At 71.0% G+C, this 15,364-nt stretch carries 15 protein-coding genes and 1 pseudogene; 1 reads left to right on the top strand and 15 read right to left on the bottom strand.

What is annotated here, in order from left to right; translation table 11 throughout:
* Positions 1–76 precede the first annotated feature (76 nt).
* The 6 genes from rlmN to rpsB form a co-directional block, all read right to left on the bottom strand.
* Entirely contained in the window at positions 77–1,183 is a 1,107-nt protein-coding gene (gene rlmN, locus ABZ842_RS21620) for a 23S rRNA (adenine(2503)-C(2))-methyltransferase RlmN (protein WP_361538781.1), read from the bottom strand.
* A 79-nt stretch (positions 1,184–1,262) separates the two neighbouring features.
* Complete coding sequence (locus ABZ842_RS21615; RefSeq protein WP_361538779.1) at positions 1,263–2,573, bottom strand: phosphatidate cytidylyltransferase; 1,311 nt, start codon at positions 2,571–2,573, stop codon at positions 1,263–1,265.
* A complete protein-coding gene (frr, locus tag ABZ842_RS21610; protein ID WP_361538777.1) occupies positions 2,573–3,130 on the bottom strand; it encodes a ribosome recycling factor in 558 nt (185 codons plus the stop codon). Before frr ends, ABZ842_RS21615 begins: the two co-directional genes overlap by 1 nt.
* 161 nt (positions 3,131–3,291) lie before the next feature.
* Positions 3,292–4,104 carry a UMP kinase gene (gene pyrH / locus ABZ842_RS21605; protein WP_361538775.1) on the bottom strand — a complete coding sequence of 271 codons (813 nt, stop codon included), beginning with the start codon at positions 4,102–4,104 and terminating at the stop codon, positions 3,292–3,294.
* A gap of 250 nt (positions 4,105–4,354) precedes the next feature.
* The gene (gene tsf / locus ABZ842_RS21600; protein WP_361538773.1) at positions 4,355–5,191 is read right to left on the bottom strand and encodes a translation elongation factor Ts; all 837 of its coding nucleotides are present in this window, start codon (positions 5,189–5,191) and stop codon (positions 4,355–4,357) included.
* Between the two features lie 173 nt (positions 5,192–5,364).
* Positions 5,365–6,264, bottom strand: a complete 900-nt coding sequence (gene rpsB / locus ABZ842_RS21595) for a 30S ribosomal protein S2 (RefSeq protein ID WP_361538771.1) — start codon at positions 6,262–6,264, stop codon at positions 5,365–5,367.
* A 257-nt stretch (positions 6,265–6,521) separates the two neighbouring features.
* Between rpsB and ABZ842_RS21590 the strand changes: the two are divergent.
* Positions 6,522–7,055 (top strand): annotated as a pseudogene (locus ABZ842_RS21590) (M23 family metallopeptidase); the annotation flags it as partial.
* Positions 7,056–7,374: 319 nt separating this feature from the next.
* Here the strand turns inward: ABZ842_RS21590 and ABZ842_RS21585 are convergent.
* The 9 genes from ABZ842_RS21585 to lepB (ABZ842_RS21545) all read right to left on the bottom strand — a co-directional run bounded on the left by ABZ842_RS21585 (position 7,375) and on the right by lepB (ABZ842_RS21545) (position 15,330).
* Complete coding sequence (locus tag ABZ842_RS21585; protein ID WP_361538997.1) at positions 7,375–7,932, bottom strand: helix-turn-helix domain-containing protein; 558 nt, start codon at positions 7,930–7,932, stop codon at positions 7,375–7,377.
* A 70-nt stretch (positions 7,933–8,002) separates the two neighbouring features.
* Positions 8,003–8,839 (bottom strand): RNA polymerase sigma factor WhiG, encoded by an 837-nt coding sequence (whiG, locus tag ABZ842_RS21580; protein ID WP_361538769.1) that lies wholly within the window; start codon positions 8,837–8,839, stop codon positions 8,003–8,005.
* A gap of 260 nt (positions 8,840–9,099) precedes the next feature.
* Entirely contained in the window at positions 9,100–10,263 is a 1,164-nt protein-coding gene (gene dprA / locus ABZ842_RS21575) for a DNA-processing protein DprA (RefSeq protein WP_361538767.1), read from the bottom strand.
* A 115-nt stretch (positions 10,264–10,378) separates the two neighbouring features.
* The gene (locus tag ABZ842_RS21570; protein WP_361538765.1) at positions 10,379–11,995 is read right to left on the bottom strand and encodes a YifB family Mg chelatase-like AAA ATPase; all 1,617 of its coding nucleotides are present in this window, start codon (positions 11,993–11,995) and stop codon (positions 10,379–10,381) included.
* Positions 11,995–12,357: a YraN family protein gene (locus ABZ842_RS21565; RefSeq protein ID WP_361538763.1), complete on the bottom strand. Its 363-nt coding sequence runs from the start codon at positions 12,355–12,357 to the stop codon at positions 11,995–11,997. Before ABZ842_RS21565 ends, ABZ842_RS21570 begins: the two co-directional genes overlap by 1 nt.
* A gap of 164 nt (positions 12,358–12,521) precedes the next feature.
* Complete coding sequence (locus ABZ842_RS21560; protein WP_003993268.1) at positions 12,522–12,830, bottom strand: DUF2469 domain-containing protein; 309 nt, start codon at positions 12,828–12,830, stop codon at positions 12,522–12,524.
* A gap of 55 nt (positions 12,831–12,885) precedes the next feature.
* A complete protein-coding gene (locus ABZ842_RS21555; RefSeq protein ID WP_361538761.1) occupies positions 12,886–13,401 on the bottom strand; it encodes an NUDIX hydrolase in 516 nt (171 codons plus the stop codon).
* A gap of 82 nt (positions 13,402–13,483) precedes the next feature.
* Positions 13,484–14,236: a signal peptidase I gene (gene lepB, locus ABZ842_RS21550; RefSeq protein WP_361538759.1), complete on the bottom strand. Its 753-nt coding sequence runs from the start codon at positions 14,234–14,236 to the stop codon at positions 13,484–13,486.
* Positions 14,237–14,307: 71 nt separating this feature from the next.
* Positions 14,308–15,330 (bottom strand): signal peptidase I, encoded by a 1,023-nt coding sequence (lepB, locus tag ABZ842_RS21545; protein ID WP_361538757.1) that lies wholly within the window; start codon positions 15,328–15,330, stop codon positions 14,308–14,310.
* Positions 15,331–15,364 lie beyond the last annotated feature (34 nt).

Below are 15,364 nucleotides of genomic sequence, written 5' to 3'. Positions count from 1 at the left end.
GGTGGGTGCCCATCCCCCATCCCCCGTCCACCCGGCCCCACCGCGACCCGCGGCCCGCCCGCGTACTGCTCCGCCGTCAGCGCTCGGACGCGGCGAGCTGTCCGCACGCGCCGTCGATCTCCTGCCCCCGGGTGTCCCGCACCGTGACCGGGACCCCGTGCGCCGCGATCGCCGCCACGAACGCCCGCTCGTCCTCCGGCCGCGACGCGGTCCACTTCGACCCCGGCGTCGGGTTCAGCGGAATCAGGTTCACATGGACGCGCCGGCCCTTGAGTAGCCGACCCAGCAGGTCACCGCGCCAGGCGTGGTCATTGATGTCGCGGATCAGCGCGTACTCGATGGAGACGCGCCGGCCCGACTTCTCCGCGTACTCCCAGGCGGCGTCCAGGACCTCGCGGACCTTCCAGCGGGTGTTCACCGGGACGAGGGTGTCGCGCAGCTCGTCGTCCGGGGCGTGCAGCGACACCGCGAGCCGGCACTTGAAGCCCTCGTCCGCAAAGCGCAGCATGGCCGGCACCAGACCGACGGTGGAGACCGTGATCCCGCGCTGGGACAGTCCGAGGCCGTCGGGCTCGGGGTCGGTGAGCCGACGGATCGCGCCCACCACCCGCTTGTAGTTCGCCAGCGGCTCGCCCATGCCCATGAAGACGATGTTCGACAGCCGGGCGGGGCCGCCGGGCACCTCGCCGTCGCGCAGCGCCCGCATCCCGTCCACGATCTGGTGCACGATCTCCGCGGTCGACAGGTTGCGGTCGAGCCCGGCCTGGCCGGTGGCGCAGAACGGGCAGTTCATCCCGCAGCCGGCCTGGGACGAGATGCACATCGTCACCCGGTCGGGATAGCGCATCAGCACGGACTCCACGAGCGTGCCGTCGTGCAGCCGCCACAGGGTCTTGCGGGTGGTGTCCTCGTCGCAGGAGATGTGCCGCACCACCGACATCAGATCGGGCAGCAGCTCCGAGGCCAGCTTCTCCCGCGCGGCGGCGGGGATGTCCGTCCACTGCGCCGGGTCGTGCGCGTACCGGGCGAAGTAGTGCTGCGAGAGCTGCTTGGCGCGGAAGGGCTTCTCGCCGATCGCGGCGACGGCGTCCTTCCGCTCGGCGGGCGAGAGGTCGGCGAGGTGCCTCGGGGGCTTCTTGGCTCCGCGGGGCGCGATGAATGTGAGTTCTCCGGGCTTGGGCATGGTCCATCCAGTGTCGCAGAGATACGACGAAGGGCTCGCCATCCTGTGGATAGCAAGCCCTTCACCGTGAAGCCGCAGGTCAGCCGCTTCCTACGAACACCACGAACAACAACCACACCACCGGCGCGGTCGGCAACAGCGAGTCCAGCCGGTCCATGATGCCGCCGTGTCCCGGCAGCAGCGTGCCCATGTCCTTGATGCCGAGGTCACGCTTGATCATCGACTCGCCGAGGTCTCCCAGCGTCGCGCTGACCGCCACCGCGAGACCCAGCAGCAGGCCCTGCCACCAGGTGCCGTCGTCGATCATGAACTGCATGCACAGCGCGCCCGCCACCATGGCGAAGCCCACCGCCCCGAACAGCCCCTCGCGGGTCTTCCCCGGGCTGATCCGCGGAGCGAGCTTGCGCTTGCCGAAGCGCCAGCCGACCGCGTACGCGCCGGTGTCGCTGACCACCGTGAGCAGCAGGAACGTGAGCACGCGCCAGGCGCCGTCGTCGGCCGTGAGCATCATGGTGACGAAGGTCGCCAGGAAGGGCACGTAGAACACGGCGAAGACCCCCGCCGTGACGTCCTTCAGATACCCCTCGGGCGGTTCCGTCATCCGCCACACCAGCACGGCGAGGGCCGTGAGCGCCGTGGCGACCCAGGCGCCCTCCGCGCCGCGCACGTACCCGGCCACCACCATCGCCGCACCGCCGACGGCGAGCGGCACCAGCGGGGCCTTGATCTCCTTGCGCTCCGCCAGCCGTGAGGTGAGCTCCCACAGGCCGACCACGACCGCGATCACGACCACGCCGACGAAGACGGCCTTGACGAAGAAGAGCGAAGCGATGATCACCGCACCGAGGCCGACGCCGACCCCTATGGCCGCCCGCAGGTCGCGGCCGGCGCGCTTCTTCCCACCGCTCTCCGCCGTTTGCCGGGCAGCTTGACGCGCCGCCGACCGGCCGGAGGGCTGCTGGTGCTCGGCGGAGTGCGCGGCCGGCTCCGTCGAGCCCGCAGCCGAAGACCCCCCGTGCCCCGCGCGTCCGTCCCGCCCCTTCGGGTCCTTCGGACCGGAAGGGCCGCCCGAACGGCGTCTGTGCGACGACTCCGGTGCCGGAGGCGGTCCACCGGCGCCGGGCGCCGGCTCCCGCGGAACCTCGTCACGGAACAGCGGACCGCTCAGTCGGGGGGGCTCCCGATCGCTGTCGTCCCTGTGGTCGCGGTCGCCGGGACCGCCTGCGTCTCTACCTGCGTCGGGGAAGTCCGGCACGATGGGCATGGGCCGAGTCTGCTGTGCCTCATGCCCATCGTAGGCGGGACCCGCCGAGGCAGGGCCCTGGTCGTGCGGACGCCACCCTCCGACGTAGTTGGCCCTCTGCGGGGCCCCCCAGGAAGCGTCGTTCATCAGACTTCGAGCAGCTCGGCTTCCTTGTGCTTGAGCAGCTCGTCGACCTGCGCCACGTACTTGGCGGTGGTGTCGTCGAGCTCCTTCTCGGCGCGGCGTCCCTCGTCCTCGCCGACCTCGCCGTCCTTGACGAACTTGTCGATGGTCTCCTTGGCCTTGCGGCGCACGGCGCGGATCGAGATCTTGGCGTCCTCAGTCTTGCCCTTGGCGACCTTGATGTACTCCCGGCGGCGCTCCTCGGTCAGCTCCGGGAAGACCACACGGATGATGTTGCCGTCGTTGCTCGGGTTGACCCCGAGGTCGGAGTCGCGGATCGCCTGCTCGATGTTGCGCAGCGCGGACTTGTCGAACGGCGTGACCACGGCCATGCGCGGCTCGGGCACCGAGAACGAGGCCAGCTGGTTGATCGGGGTCAGCGCACCGTAGTAGTCGGCCACGATCTTGTTGAACATCGCCGGGTGCGCACGCCCGGTGCGGATCGCGGCGAAGTCATCCTTGGCGACCAGGACAGCCTTCTCCATTTTCTCCTCTGCTTCGAGGAGGGTCTCTTCGATCACCACTTGCTCCTGCGTGTCTTGAGTAGGCCCGGCTGACAACTGCCCGGTCGGGCGGAACCTGTGTCGCGTCTTCCCTGCACGGTGTCCGACCGGCAGGGCTTTGTCTATCCCCGGACATCCTCGGGCATCCGTTTCACCGGACGCCCGGGACACCCCCCGGTTCAGGACCGGGTGCCCTTGTCGCTCACGAGCGTGCCGATCTTCTCACCCCGTACGGCCCGCGCGATATTGCCCTCGGCCAACAGCTCGAAGACGAGGATCGGCAGGGCGTTGTCACGGCAGAGGGTGATGGCCGTGGCGTCGGCGACCTTGAGGTCCTTGGCGATGACCTCGCCGTACTCGAGCGCGTCGTACTTCACTGCGGCCGGGTTGGTCCTGGGGTCGGAGTCGTACACCCCGTCCACGCCGTTCTTGCCCATCAACAGGGCCTCGGCGTCGATCTCCAGTGCGCGCTGGGCCGCGGTGGTGTCGGTGGAGAAGTACGGCATGCCCATGCCGGCGCCGAAGATGACGACGCGGCCCTTCTCCAGATGGCGCACGGCCCGCAGCGGAATGTAGGGCTCCGCGACCTGGCTCATGGTGATGGCGGTCTGGACGCGCGAGTCGATGCCCTCCTTCTCCAGGAAGTCCTGGAGGGCGAGGCAGTTCATCACCGTTCCGAGCATGCCCATGTAGTCGGAGCGGGCCCGGTCCATGCCGCGCACCTGGAGCTCCGCCCCGCGGAAGAAGTTGCCGCCGCCGATGACGATCGCGATCTGCGCGCCGTTGCGGACGACCGCGGCGATCTCACGGGCGATGGCGTGCACGACGTCGGGGTCCACGCCGAGGCCCCCGCCGCCGGAGAACGCCTCTCCCGAGAGCTTCAGCATGAAGCGTCCGGCACCGGCCTTGGCGTTGGGCTTGGTCACGTCGTGCTTCCCGTCGTGGTCTGTGTTGTCGCCGGCTGCCAGATTGGCGTCCACGCCCTTGTTCATGGAGTTCTCCTCGTGCACATACGAGGAAGGCCATCGCCGTGGGTACTGGTGTCCCTGTCGGCAATGGCCTCCTCGTCACATCTGCGGTCGTTCCGGCCCTCCGGGCGCGGTGGTGGCGCCCGGGGCCCACGCGGCCGATGACTGCGTGGGAAACCCTAGCGGGCTCCCGGATCGATCGCGTACTCGGCGTACCCGCGCAGCCGTCCTCTCGGCCCGCGTACGCGAGTACTCGCGTTCCCTGGGTGGCTGATCAGGCGCCGACGCGGATGCGCGCAAAGCGCTTCAGCTCGACACCGGCCTCGTCGAGAACCTTCTTCACGGACTTCTTGTTGTCCTTCGCGAACGGCTGGTCGAGGAGGGTGACCTCCTTGAAGAAGCCGTTGACGCGACCCTCGACGATCTTCGGGAGGGCGGCCTCGGGCTTGCCCTCCTCGCGCGAGGTGGCCTCGGCGACGCGGCGCTCGTTCTCGACGACGTCGGCCGGAACGTCGTCACGGGTGAGGTACTTCGGCGCGAAGGCGGCGATGTGCTGCGCGACGTCCTTGGCGACCTCGGCGTTCTCGGCGCTCAGCTCGACCAGGACGCCGACCTGCGGCGGCAGGTCGGGCATGGTGCGGTGCATGTAGACGCCGACGTACGCACCGGAGAACTGCGCGAAGCGGTCGAGGACGATCTTCTCGCCGAGGTTGGCGTTGGCCTCGTCGACGTACGCCTGGACGGTCTTGCCGGCCTCGATCTCGGAGGCGAGCAGGGCCTCCAGGTCGGCCGGGGAGGTCGCGGCGACGTGCGCGGCCAGGGCGTTGGCGACGGCCATGAACTTCTCGCCCTTGGCGACGAAGTCCGTCTCGCACTTCAGCTCCAGCAGGACGCCGGAGGTCTTGTCGTCCGAGATGAGGGAGACGACGGCGCCGTTCTCCGCGCTGCGGCCCTCGCGCTTGGCGACGCCCTTCTGGCCCTTGACGCGCAGCAGCTCGACGGCCTTGTCGACGTTGCCGTCGGCCTCGTCCAGCGCCTTCTTGCAGTCCATCATGCCGGCGCCGGTGAGCTCGCGGAGCTTCTTGACGTCAGCGGCGGTGTAGTTCGCCATGTCCTTGAGTCTTTTCTCGAAAGTCGGAAGTCGATCGAAGTCGAGACCGGATCCGGAGATCGTCCGTGGACCCGGTGACGATCCGGTGACGGAATCTACGGGCGGGCGGCGGGGGGCGGTGTCGGTGACACCGTCCCCCGCCGTCCTCACCCGCTCGGCTCAGCCGGGCGGTGTCAGCCCTGCTCGGCGTCCGCGGCCGGCTTCTCGGCCTCAGCCTCGGCCTCGGCGGCGGCGGGGGCCTCCGCGGGCTTCTCGCCCTCGGCGGGCTTGTCGGCCTCGGCGTCGTCGGCCTTCTTCTCGCCCTCAAGGAGGTCGCGCTCCCACTCGGCGAGCGGCTCGCCGGCGGCCTTCTCGCCCGGCTTGGAGTCACCGGTGGCGACGCCGGAGCGGGCGATGAGGCCCTCGGCGACGGCGTCGGCGATCACGCGGGTGAGCAGCGTGACGGAACGGATCGCGTCGTCGTTGCCGGGGATCTTGTAGTCGACCTCGTCCGGGTCGCAGTTGGTGTCGAGGATCGCGACGACCGGGATGTTGAGCTTGCGGGCCTCGCCGACCGCGATGTGCTCCTTCTTGGTGTCCACGATCCAGACGGCGCTGGGCACCTTCTGCATCTCGCGGATACCGCCCAGGGTCTTCTCCAGCTTGGCCTTCTCGCGGGAGAGGACCAGGAGCTCCTTCTTGGTCAGGCCGGAGGCGGCCACGTCCTCGAAGTCGATCTGCTCCAGCTCCTTGAGGCGCTGCAGCCGCTTGTAGACGGTGGAGAAGTTGGTCAGCATGCCGCCGAGCCAACGCTGGTTGACGTACGGCATGCCCACGCGCGTCGCCTGCTCGGCGATGGCCTCCTGGGCCTGCTTCTTCGTGCCGACGAACATGATGGAGCCGCCGTGCGCGACGGTCTCCTTGACGAACTCGTAGGCGCGGTCGATGTACGACAGCGACTGGAGCAGGTCGATGATGTAGATGCCGTTGCGCTCGGTGAAGATGAAGCGCTTCATCTTCGGGTTCCAGCGACGGGTCTGGTGACCGAAGTGGACGCCGCTTTCCAGCAGCTCCCGCATCGTGACGACGGCCATGGCCGTATCTCCTTGGTTTCTCGGTTGTGTCCTGACGCCCCGGCGCGCCTGCCGCGAGGGACCGAGGGGCGCGGCCACCGACCCTGACGGGTGACTGGTGGCGGGGCGTGCGAAGTCGACCCGGTGGCCCGGATCGCCAGAAGAAGTGTACGGGACCCGGACACCGACGGGTGACGGCGTTGTCCACAACGAGCCGGTCATCCACAGATCCGGGGCATGATCCACTGTGGTGCGGGGGTGTGCGGCACGGTCGTGGCATGGACCGCAGAGTGCTGGAGCCGTACGGACTGCCGGGCAAGGAGCCGTACGGGAAAGTGATCGTCGCGCTGCTGCTCGCGCTGGCGTCGGTGCTCGCCCCCGGGCCCGGGCGCTCGGGGGCGGCGGCGTGGGCGGGGGTGGCCGGATCGGTGCTGCCGCGCGGGCAGGAGGTGCAGGAGGCGTCGGAGGGGGCGCGCCGGGTGCAGCGGAGCTGGCCCGTGGGGTCGGAGGGGCCGCCCGGTGCGGCTCGGCCCCGGATCGTCCGCGGCTGGGAGCCGCCCTCGTCGCCGTACGGAGCCGGGCACCGGGGCGTGGACCTGGCTGCCGCGCCCGGCGCTCAGGTGCGGGCGGTGGGCGCAGGGCGGGTCTCGTTCGCGGGGCGGGTCGGCGGGCGGGGCGTGCTGTCACTGGTCCTCGCCGATGCGGGCGAGCCACCGCTGCGGGTGACGTACCAGCCGGTCGAGGCCCTGCTGCCGGTGGGGACGGAGGTGGTCGCGGGCGAGGTCGTCGCGCGCCTGGCGGCGGGGCCGTGGCACTGTGCGACCGGTTGTCTGCACTGGGGTTTGTTGCGGGGCTCCACGTATCTGGATCCGCTCTCGCTGCTGCCGCCCGAGATGGTGCGCCGCGGCCCCTCCCGGCTGCTCCCGCTGACCGGGGCGCCCGCGTCTGCTCCCGCGCCCGTGGCAGCTGCGGTGGCACACGCGGGCCCCGGGAGGGGCGGAGCGCTGCACGGGCTGCTGCTGGGCGCAGCAGCGGCGCTGGCGCACGGGGCGTTGCGCTACCGCGCGGGCGGCGGCCCCCGGTGGCCGGAGCGTGCGCCGGCCCGTCGCTGGCTCCGGGCGGCCCGGGGCGTCAGGCCCGTACGCCGCGCAGCGCCATCGAGACCGCCGCGTCGGCGATCACCTGGGGCTCCTCCGCCGCGCCGAGCTCGATGCGCCGCACGGCGGCGTCGACCACGCCCTGGAGCAGCATGGCTGCGAGCCTGGGCTGCTCGTGGCCCAGCTCTCCCAGCGCTTCGACGATCATGGCGATCAGCCCGCCGTGCGCCGCACGGATCTTCTCCCGGGCCCCGTCGTCCAGCTCTCCCGCGGAGATCGCGACCACGGCCCGGTGCCTGCGGTCGCCCACGAGGTCGAGCTGTCGACGGACGTACGCCTCGATCTTGTCCTCCGCCGTCTCGGCCCGCTCCATGGCGGCCTCGACCTCCGCCGCCCAGACGGGGAAGTCGACGGCGCACAGTTCCTCGACGACTGCGGCGCGGGAGCGGAAGTACTCGTACACGGACGACCTGGCCAAGCCGGTGCGTTCCGCGAGGGCGGGGAAGGTCAATGCCTCCGTGCCGCCCTCGGACAGCAGGGAGCGCGCGGCGTCGAGCAGGGCGTCGCGCTGCATGGTCCGGTGCTCGGCCACGGAGGCCGCTCGAATCCTGGGCACCCCTCCACTTTACGGATGCCGCGCAAGAGGCAGGGTCGTTTCCGACTCAACGACCCACGTCAGCGAGCTTCGCCCGCAGCTGGAGCACGGACTTGGTGTGGATCTGACTGACCCTGCTCTCGGTGACCCCGAGCACGTTGCCGATCTCCGCGAGCGTCAGCCCTTCGTAGTAGTAGAGGGTGACGACGGTCTTCTCACGTTCGGGAAGCGTGTTGATGGCGCGGGCGAGCAGTCGACGCAGCTCGCGGTCCTCGGCCACCTCGACCGGGTCGTCCGCCGCGGTGTCCTCCAGGGTGTCCATCAGACTGAGTCGGTCGCCGCCCTCGCCGCCGACGTGCAGCAGCTCTTCCAGCGCGACCACGTTCGCCAGGGACAACTGGCTGAAAACGGAGTGCAGTTCCTCGATGCTGACGTCCATCTCGGAGGCGACCTCCCCCTCGGTGGGCGTGCGTCGCAACTGCGCTTCGAGCGTGGCGTACGCCCGCTCGACGGCGCGCGCCTTCTGACGCACCGAGCGCGGGATCCAGTCCAGGGCGCGCAGTTCGTCGATCATCGCGCCCCGGATCCGGGTGATGGCGTACGTCTCGAACTTGATGGACCGCTCGATGTCGAACTTCTCGATGGCGTCGATGAGTCCGAAGATGCCGGACGAGACGAAGTCCGCCTGCTCCACGTTCGACGGCAACCCGACGCTGACCCGGCCCGCGACGTACTTCACCAACGGCGAGTAGTGCAAGATCAACTGCTCACGCAGCCGCTCGTCCCCGGTGGCCTTGTACGACTGCCACAACTCCTCAAGCGACGAGGGAGCGGGGGGCCGCGCGGTGCCACGGGCAGGGGATGGCACTGCCGCGCGATCAGACCCGGAGGTGTGCTGGGGCATGCGTTGCCTTGAGCCGTTCTGCTGAAGAGGGGGACTCGGTGCGGGTGAACTCGACGAGGGGCGGGTGTCTTGGGGCGGGAATGTGAGCGTAGCGTGACTGCGTGGTCGCGGTGGGCGAAGGTTGCGGCGGCCTCGTGCGCGGTGCGGGCCGTGATCTGCGCCGTGGAACCGTCGTCGGCTGTACACGTGCCAGTCCTTCCGGCGCGGCGGAGGACACCGCAAAGGTCGCCCCCATCACTTTTTCACCCGAATGCTCCAAATCAAGAATCGCCTCGCCGCGCTTTCGGCCCGCCCTGCACTCGATGCGCCAATCGCCAACGCCCGCCCGCCCGTTCGACGAAGCCCAGGGCGTGTAGTTCATACAGCCTGCCGAGCGTTTCATCAGTCGTGGCGCCGGCGTCGCGGGCGAGCCCCGCCGCGTCGACCTCCCCGCGCGCAGGGAAGGCTTCGAGGACCCGAGCGCTGACGGGGTCGAGGAGGTCCCGTGGGCGAACGTCACCCTGACGCTCCGGCGCCAACTCACCTATGTCTCCCACCAGTTCGACCACCTCGTCGGCGTCGGTGACCAGCGTCCCCTCACCACGAAGCAGTTCGTGCACACCGGCCGAGGGCCCGCTGGTCACGGGGCCGGGCACACCCATCACATGCCGCCCCAACTCCGCTGCGCGCCGGGCGGTGGCGAGGGCCCCACTTCGATACTCGGCCTCGACGACGACCGTGCCGCGGGTGAGTGCGGCAATGACTCTGTTCCGCAGGATGAACCGGCGCGGGGTCGGATGGCCGCCTGGAGGCAACTCACCGACGACCAAGCCCTGTTCACCGATGCGTCGGATCAGCTCGGCGTGGCCCGGCGGGTAGGCGACGTCCACCCCGCAGGCCAGTACGGCGACGGTGGCGCCGCCCGCGGACAGTGCGCCCCGATGGGCGGCGCCGTCGATCCCGAACGCCGCGCCCGACACCACGACCCAGCCGCGCTCCGCGAGCCCGCTGCCGAGGATCCCCGCCATGTGCGCCCCGTAGGGCGTGCACGCCCGGGCGCCGACGACGGCGACCGAGCGCACCGCCCAGGTCCGCAGCTGGGCACCGCCCTTGACCCAGAGCCCGATCGGGCGGGCGCCCCCGAGGTCGTCGAGCTGGGTCGGCCACTCGCCGTCGCCCGGGCACACGAACCGGCCGCCCACCTTCGCGATGGCCTCCAGGTCCCGCTGCGGGTCGGCGGCAGACGCCCGCGTCCGATAGCTGGTCAGCCGCCGCTGTGACGCACCGGGCAGCGTCGTTTCATCGACCTCCATCGCGGTCAGCCGGTCCATCAGCCCCACCGCCCCGAAGCGGCCGAGCCATCTGCCGCCGCTCTCGTCCCCGGGCTCGATCACCCGGGTCAGCGCGGCCCGGGCGATGCGCTCCCGGTCCTCGATCGCCGTCATCGCGCATCCACCCCCGGCCCCCGGCTCGAACCGGGCCGCCACCACTGACGGTGACCGACAGGAGCCGGTGGCCCGGCCGCCCGCTGGGGGCGCGGCACTTGCAGGGCGCCGCGCCTCATCGGGTGCCTCCCGCGCCAACCGGGAGGGGAGCACCGCGCGACACTCCCGTACGCAGCTCCAGGGCCAACTCGACGTCCTGCGCCCCGGGGCGGTCGCGGCCGGCCAGGTCGGCGATGGTCCAGGCGACCCGCAGGACCCGGTCCAGGCCCCGGGCGGTGAGCAGGCCGCGCTCCAAGTCCCGCTCCGGCGCGGCGAGTGCACCCGGTGCGACGGGCCAGCGGGTGCGCAACTCATGGCCGGGGACTTCGCCGTTGACCGTCCAGGGCGTGCCGTCGAGCCGGGCGCAGGTGCGCTCCCTGGCCACTCGGATCCGCTCGGCCACCTCCGCGCTCGTCTCGCCCCGACCGCCCTGTGCCAGCAGATCCCGCCGGTGCACCGGCTCGACCTCGACCCGTAGGTCGACCCGGTCGAGCAGGGGACCGGAAAGCCTGGCCGCGTACCGCCGGATCACCGAGGGCGGGCACTCGCAGCCCGCTCCCTGCGCGGTGTGCTGGCCGCAGGGACACGGATTCGCGGCGAGGACCATCAGGAACCTGGCCGGGAGCCGGACCACTCCCCCACTACGGGCCACCACCACGTGCCCCGCCTCCAACGGCTGACGCAGGGCATCCAGCACCTTGCTGGCGAACTCGGGCGCCTCGTCAAGGAAGAGCACTCCGCGATGAGCCAGGGACACCGCGCCCGGCCTCGGCAGCCCGTTGCCACCGCCGACGAGCGAGGGCATCGTCGCCGAGTGGTGCGGCGCGCAGTACGGCGGCCGGCTCACCAAGGGCTGGCCGGGCGGCAGGATCCCGGCGACCGAATGCACCGCGGTGACCTCCAACGACTCCTGGCGCGTCAGCGCCGGCAGCACGCCGACCAGCCGCTCCGCGAGCATCGTCTTGCCCGCACCGGGCGGGCCGGTCAGCAGCAGGTGATGGCCGCCCGCAGCCGCCACCTCCAGCGCCAGCCGGGCCATGCGCTGCCCGGCCACGTCCGCGAGGTCGGGTCCCTCGCCGGGCGCCGCCGCAAGCCCGGTCCCGACCCCCGCCCCGGGCACCATCAGCCCGGCCAGCATCGGGTCCGGACCTTCCGGAGCGGGCTCTTCCACCGGCACCGGTTCATCGTTCAGCACTGCGATCAACTGGCGCAGGCTCCGCACCCCGAGCACCGAGACACCCGGCACCAACGACGCCTCCCCGACGGTCTGCTCGGGGACCACCACCTGGCTGTACCCGGCCTCGGCGGCGGCCAGCACCGCCGGGAGCACCCCGCGCACCGGCCGCACCCGGCCGTCCAGCCCGAGCTCTCCGATGAGCACCAGATCCGCGATGGAGCGTGGATCGACCCGCTCGGACGCCCCGAGGACGGCACAGGCCACCGCCAGGTCGAACCCGCTGCCGCTCTTGGGCACGGACGCCGGACTGAGCCCCACGGTGAGCTTGCGCTGCGGCCATTCGGCACCGGAGTTCACCACCGCGGCCCGCACCCGGTCACGGCTCTCCACCAGGCTCTTGTCCGGCAGCCCGACCAGCGTGAACGCGGCCACGCCCGGCTCCAGGTCCGCCTGGACCTCCACCACCACGCCCTCGACGCCCACCAGCGCCACGGAACACGCACGCGCGAACGCCATCACGCCACCCCCCGAGCGTGCTCCAGCACGGGGGCGCCGCGCTGGGGGACCACCACTCCCACGAGGTCGATCCGGACCCCGCCCGGTGGCGCTTCCCCGTGCCGCTCAAGCCAGCCCTCGGCCAATCGCCTCAGCCGGTCCAGCCGGGCCGGGGTCATCGCCTCCATCGGATGCTCGAAGGGGCCCGCCCTGCGCGTCTTCACCTCGCAGACCACCACGGTGTCGCCGTCACGGGCGACGATGTCGATCTCCCCCGCGCGTCCGTACCGCCAGTTCCTCGCGAGGACCTGCATGCCGGACTCCGCCAGCAGCCGCGCAGCCAGTCCCTCGCCGTACTTCCCCAGTGCCCCGGTCGCGTTCATCTCGGCACCACCTCCTGGTACCGACGATGACGCGACCGCCACTCACAAGTGGATCTTGGTGGATGAGCCGATGTTTGTGGACAACCTCGTCACCCGAACGGGCGGTTCCACCCGCCCCTCCCCCCACCGAACCCCACCGGCCCCCGTGTCGCCCGCCCGCCGACTCAGCCGCTCGGCAGTTCGAGGTCGCTCTTGTTCAGCTCCTCGATGTTCACGTCCTTGAACGTGAGGACACGTACCTGCTTCACGAACCTGGCCGGGCGATACATGTCCCAGACCCACGCATCTGCCATCGAGACCTCGAAGAAGACCTCCCCCTGCACCGAGTGGACCTGCATCTCGTAGTCATTGGTGAGATAGAAGCGACGCTCGGTTTCGATCACGTACTTGAACAGTCCGACGACGTCCCGGTACTCCCGGTAGAGCTTCAGCTCCATCTCGGTCTCGTACTTTTCGAGGTCCTCGGCGCTCATGGCATGTTCCCCTTCAGCCGTGCGTCCCCCTATTGTGCTCCAGTCACTCCCGCCCCTAGGCGATTTCGGGGGCCAAGACCACCGGCACCGGCGGAGGACCCTCGTCGAGCAGCGTGCGCAGCAGCTCGGCGAGCCTGGTCGGGTACACCGTCTCACGCGTCGACGCCAGTTCGGCGGAGGTCCACCACCTCGACCCCGTGACGCTGCGCCGCTCCAGCTCCGTCAGGCCGAGCGGCCCGGTGCCCGTCTGGTCGGTGCGGGCCAGGAAGTACCACTCGTCCTGCTCCCAGCGGCGCCCGTCGAAGGGAAAGGAACACCTACGCAGCCACAGGACCGGACCCAGTTCGACCTCGGTGACGCCGGTCTCCTCGGCCAGTTCCCGCAGGGCGGCCTCGGCCCACGTCTCGCCCTCCTCCAGCCCGCCGCCCGGTGTGAACCACCAGTGGTCGGCCGGGTCGCCCGGCTCGTTGCCGTGCATCAGCAAGATGCGGTCCTGGGAGTCGAGCAGGACCACCCGGGCAGCCTTTCGCAGCTCTCCGCCGAAGCCCACGAAGCCCTCGAAGTCCACCAAGCCATCGCGCCCCTCAACGCCCTCGCGCCCCTCAGAGCCGTCGGCGCTCCCGGGGCGTCCCGCGCTCCCCGCGCCTCCCGTGTCACCCGACATCCGCCGCCACCTCTCCCCGCCTGCTCCCCCGCCGTCGACGTGCGCGCATCCGCGCCACCGGCCCGTAGGCCGCCCCGGCGAAGATCAGTGCGGCACCGGTGGCCACCGACACCAGGAGCAGCTTCACCGGCCCCATCTCTGAGGTCCCGCCCGACAGCGCTTCGAACCCTTCGGGGCGCTCCAGGATGTCCCCCGGCAGCGGCCACGCCACCGCGTCCAACCGCGCCTCCACCGCCGAGCGCGGCACGGATCCCTGCGCCGCGTCCTGCAGGCGGGTGCGGGAGTCCAGCGACGACGTCCGGTCGTCACCGAGCATGAAGAGCTGCCCCTCGGGAACGGTCGCGGTGAAGCGGGTGGGCGACGCCGGCCCGTCCGCCCGAAGATACGATTCCTCGATCTGCCGGCCGTTCACCGTGAGCTTGCCGTCCGCTCCGCAGCAGGAGACCGTGTCGCCGCCGACCCCGACGACGCGCTTCACCATCGGCATGTCGCCCCACTCGGACTGCCGGAAGACCACGACGTCACCGCGCCGCACCTCGGCGCCGTCGATCCGCTCCGCCAGCACCCGGTCCCCCACGTCCACGGACGGAGCCATCGAGTCCGTCGGCACGGTGTACGGCTGGTAGACCACGGCCCCCCAGACGAAACCTCCGAGGAAGAGCACACAGCCGACGGCCACGGCCAGCCCCGACAGCACGCTGCCGAGCCGACCGTGGCCGTCTTCCGAAGCTCCCTTTCCCATCCCAGGCCCCCACGTCGAAGGTCCCCGCCGATGCACGGCCCGCCCGCGCACCCGTGACCTGGGACGGCACCCTACCGGGCGGTATCCCCTGCGGTCAGCCTCCGTCGCCGCCACAGCACGATCGGCACGGCGCCCAGGGCGCCCATGACCAGCGGTGCGGACGAGGCGGCGATGGACGCCGCCTTGTCGTTGATGCCCGGCTGGTCGTACGTGTCGGGGATCGGGAGGGTCGACCAGCGGTTCACCGGCCAGGCCACCACGAAGGCACGGCCGACGACCTTGTCCACCGGCACGAACCCGCCGTTCGCGTCCTCGGTGTGGTACCGGGAGTCACGGGAGTTGGAGCGGTGGTCGCCCATCACCCAGATCTTGTCCTCGGGCACCTTGAACGGCCCGAAGGGCTGGTCGTCGCAGGGCGTGTCACCGGGGAAGACGTACGGCTCGTCGAGCGGCTTCCCGTTGACCTTGACGGGGCCGCCCTTCTTGCACTCCACGGTGTCGCCACCGATCGCGATCGTCCGCTTGATCAGGTCCTTCTCCTCGGACGACGGCATCAGACCGATGAAGCTGAGGAACTTCTGCACCGCATTCGGCTCGGGCGTCGGCTCGCCCTCCAGCCAGCCGCCCGGGTCGTGGAAGACGACGACCTCGCCGCGCTCGGGCTCGGAGCCGAACCAGGGCGTGAGCTTGTCCACCAGCACCCGGTCGCCCCGCTGCAGGGTGTTCTGCATGGAGTCCGAAGGGATGGAGAACGCCTGGACCAGGAAGGTCTTGATGATCAGCGCCAGGACCAGGGCGATGCCGATCAGGATCGGCAGCTCCTTCCAGAACGACCGCTGCGCCTTGCGTCGGGTATTGCCCGAGCCGTCGCCGTCGTCGTCCCCGAAGCCGTCACCGGACGAGGCGTCCCCGCCGGAAGCGCCCGAAGCGCCGGCGGCACCCGCGGTGCCGCCCGTACCGTCCGCCCCCGAAGCCCCCGGGGGCTTGGAGAAGGCGACGCCTCCTGACGACGGACCCGGCACCCCGGTGCCGCCGGAAGCACCCCCGTCGCCTCCGGCGGCGCCCGTGGCGCTCCCCACCGTGGCGTCCGTCACGGACGCGGAGTTCCTCGACGAGGCCGCCGACGTC

This window comes from Streptomyces sp. NPDC047315, assembly GCF_040643215.1.
In the GTDB taxonomy this organism is placed as follows: Bacteria; Actinomycetota; Actinomycetes; order Streptomycetales; family Streptomycetaceae; genus Streptomyces.
The sequence above is the reverse complement of the archived record's forward strand: the minus strand, read 5'-3'. Positions and strand labels throughout refer to the sequence as shown.

Coding starts and splice junctions, on each gene's coding strand:
- whiG (WP_361538769.1), bottom strand. CDS start 8,839: ATGCCCCAGCACACCTCCGGGTCTGATCGCGCGGCAGTGCCATCCCCT.
- tsf (WP_361538773.1), bottom strand. CDS start 5,191: ATGGCGAACTACACCGCCGCTGACGTCAAGAAGCTCCGCGAGCTCACC.
- dprA (WP_361538767.1), bottom strand. CDS start 10,263: ATGACGGCGATCGAGGACCGGGAGCGCATCGCCCGGGCCGCGCTGACC.
- lepB (WP_361538759.1), bottom strand. CDS start 14,236: ATGGGAAAGGGAGCTTCGGAAGACGGCCACGGTCGGCTCGGCAGCGTG.
- pyrH (WP_361538775.1), bottom strand. CDS start 4,104: ATGAACAAGGGCGTGGACGCCAATCTGGCAGCCGGCGACAACACAGAC.
- ABZ842_RS21615 (WP_361538779.1), bottom strand. CDS start 2,573: ATGAACGACGCTTCCTGGGGGGCCCCGCAGAGGGCCAACTACGTCGGA.
- ABZ842_RS21570 (WP_361538765.1), bottom strand. CDS start 11,995: ATGGCGTTCGCGCGTGCGTGTTCCGTGGCGCTGGTGGGCGTCGAGGGC.
- rlmN (WP_361538781.1), bottom strand. CDS start 1,183: ATGCCCAAGCCCGGAGAACTCACATTCATCGCGCCCCGCGGAGCCAAG.
- ABZ842_RS21560 (WP_003993268.1), bottom strand. CDS start 12,830: ATGAGCGCCGAGGACCTCGAAAAGTACGAGACCGAGATGGAGCTGAAG.
- ABZ842_RS21565 (WP_361538763.1), bottom strand. CDS start 12,357: ATGAACGCGACCGGGGCACTGGGGAAGTACGGCGAGGGACTGGCTGCG.
- rpsB (WP_361538771.1), bottom strand. CDS start 6,264: ATGGCCGTCGTCACGATGCGGGAGCTGCTGGAAAGCGGCGTCCACTTC.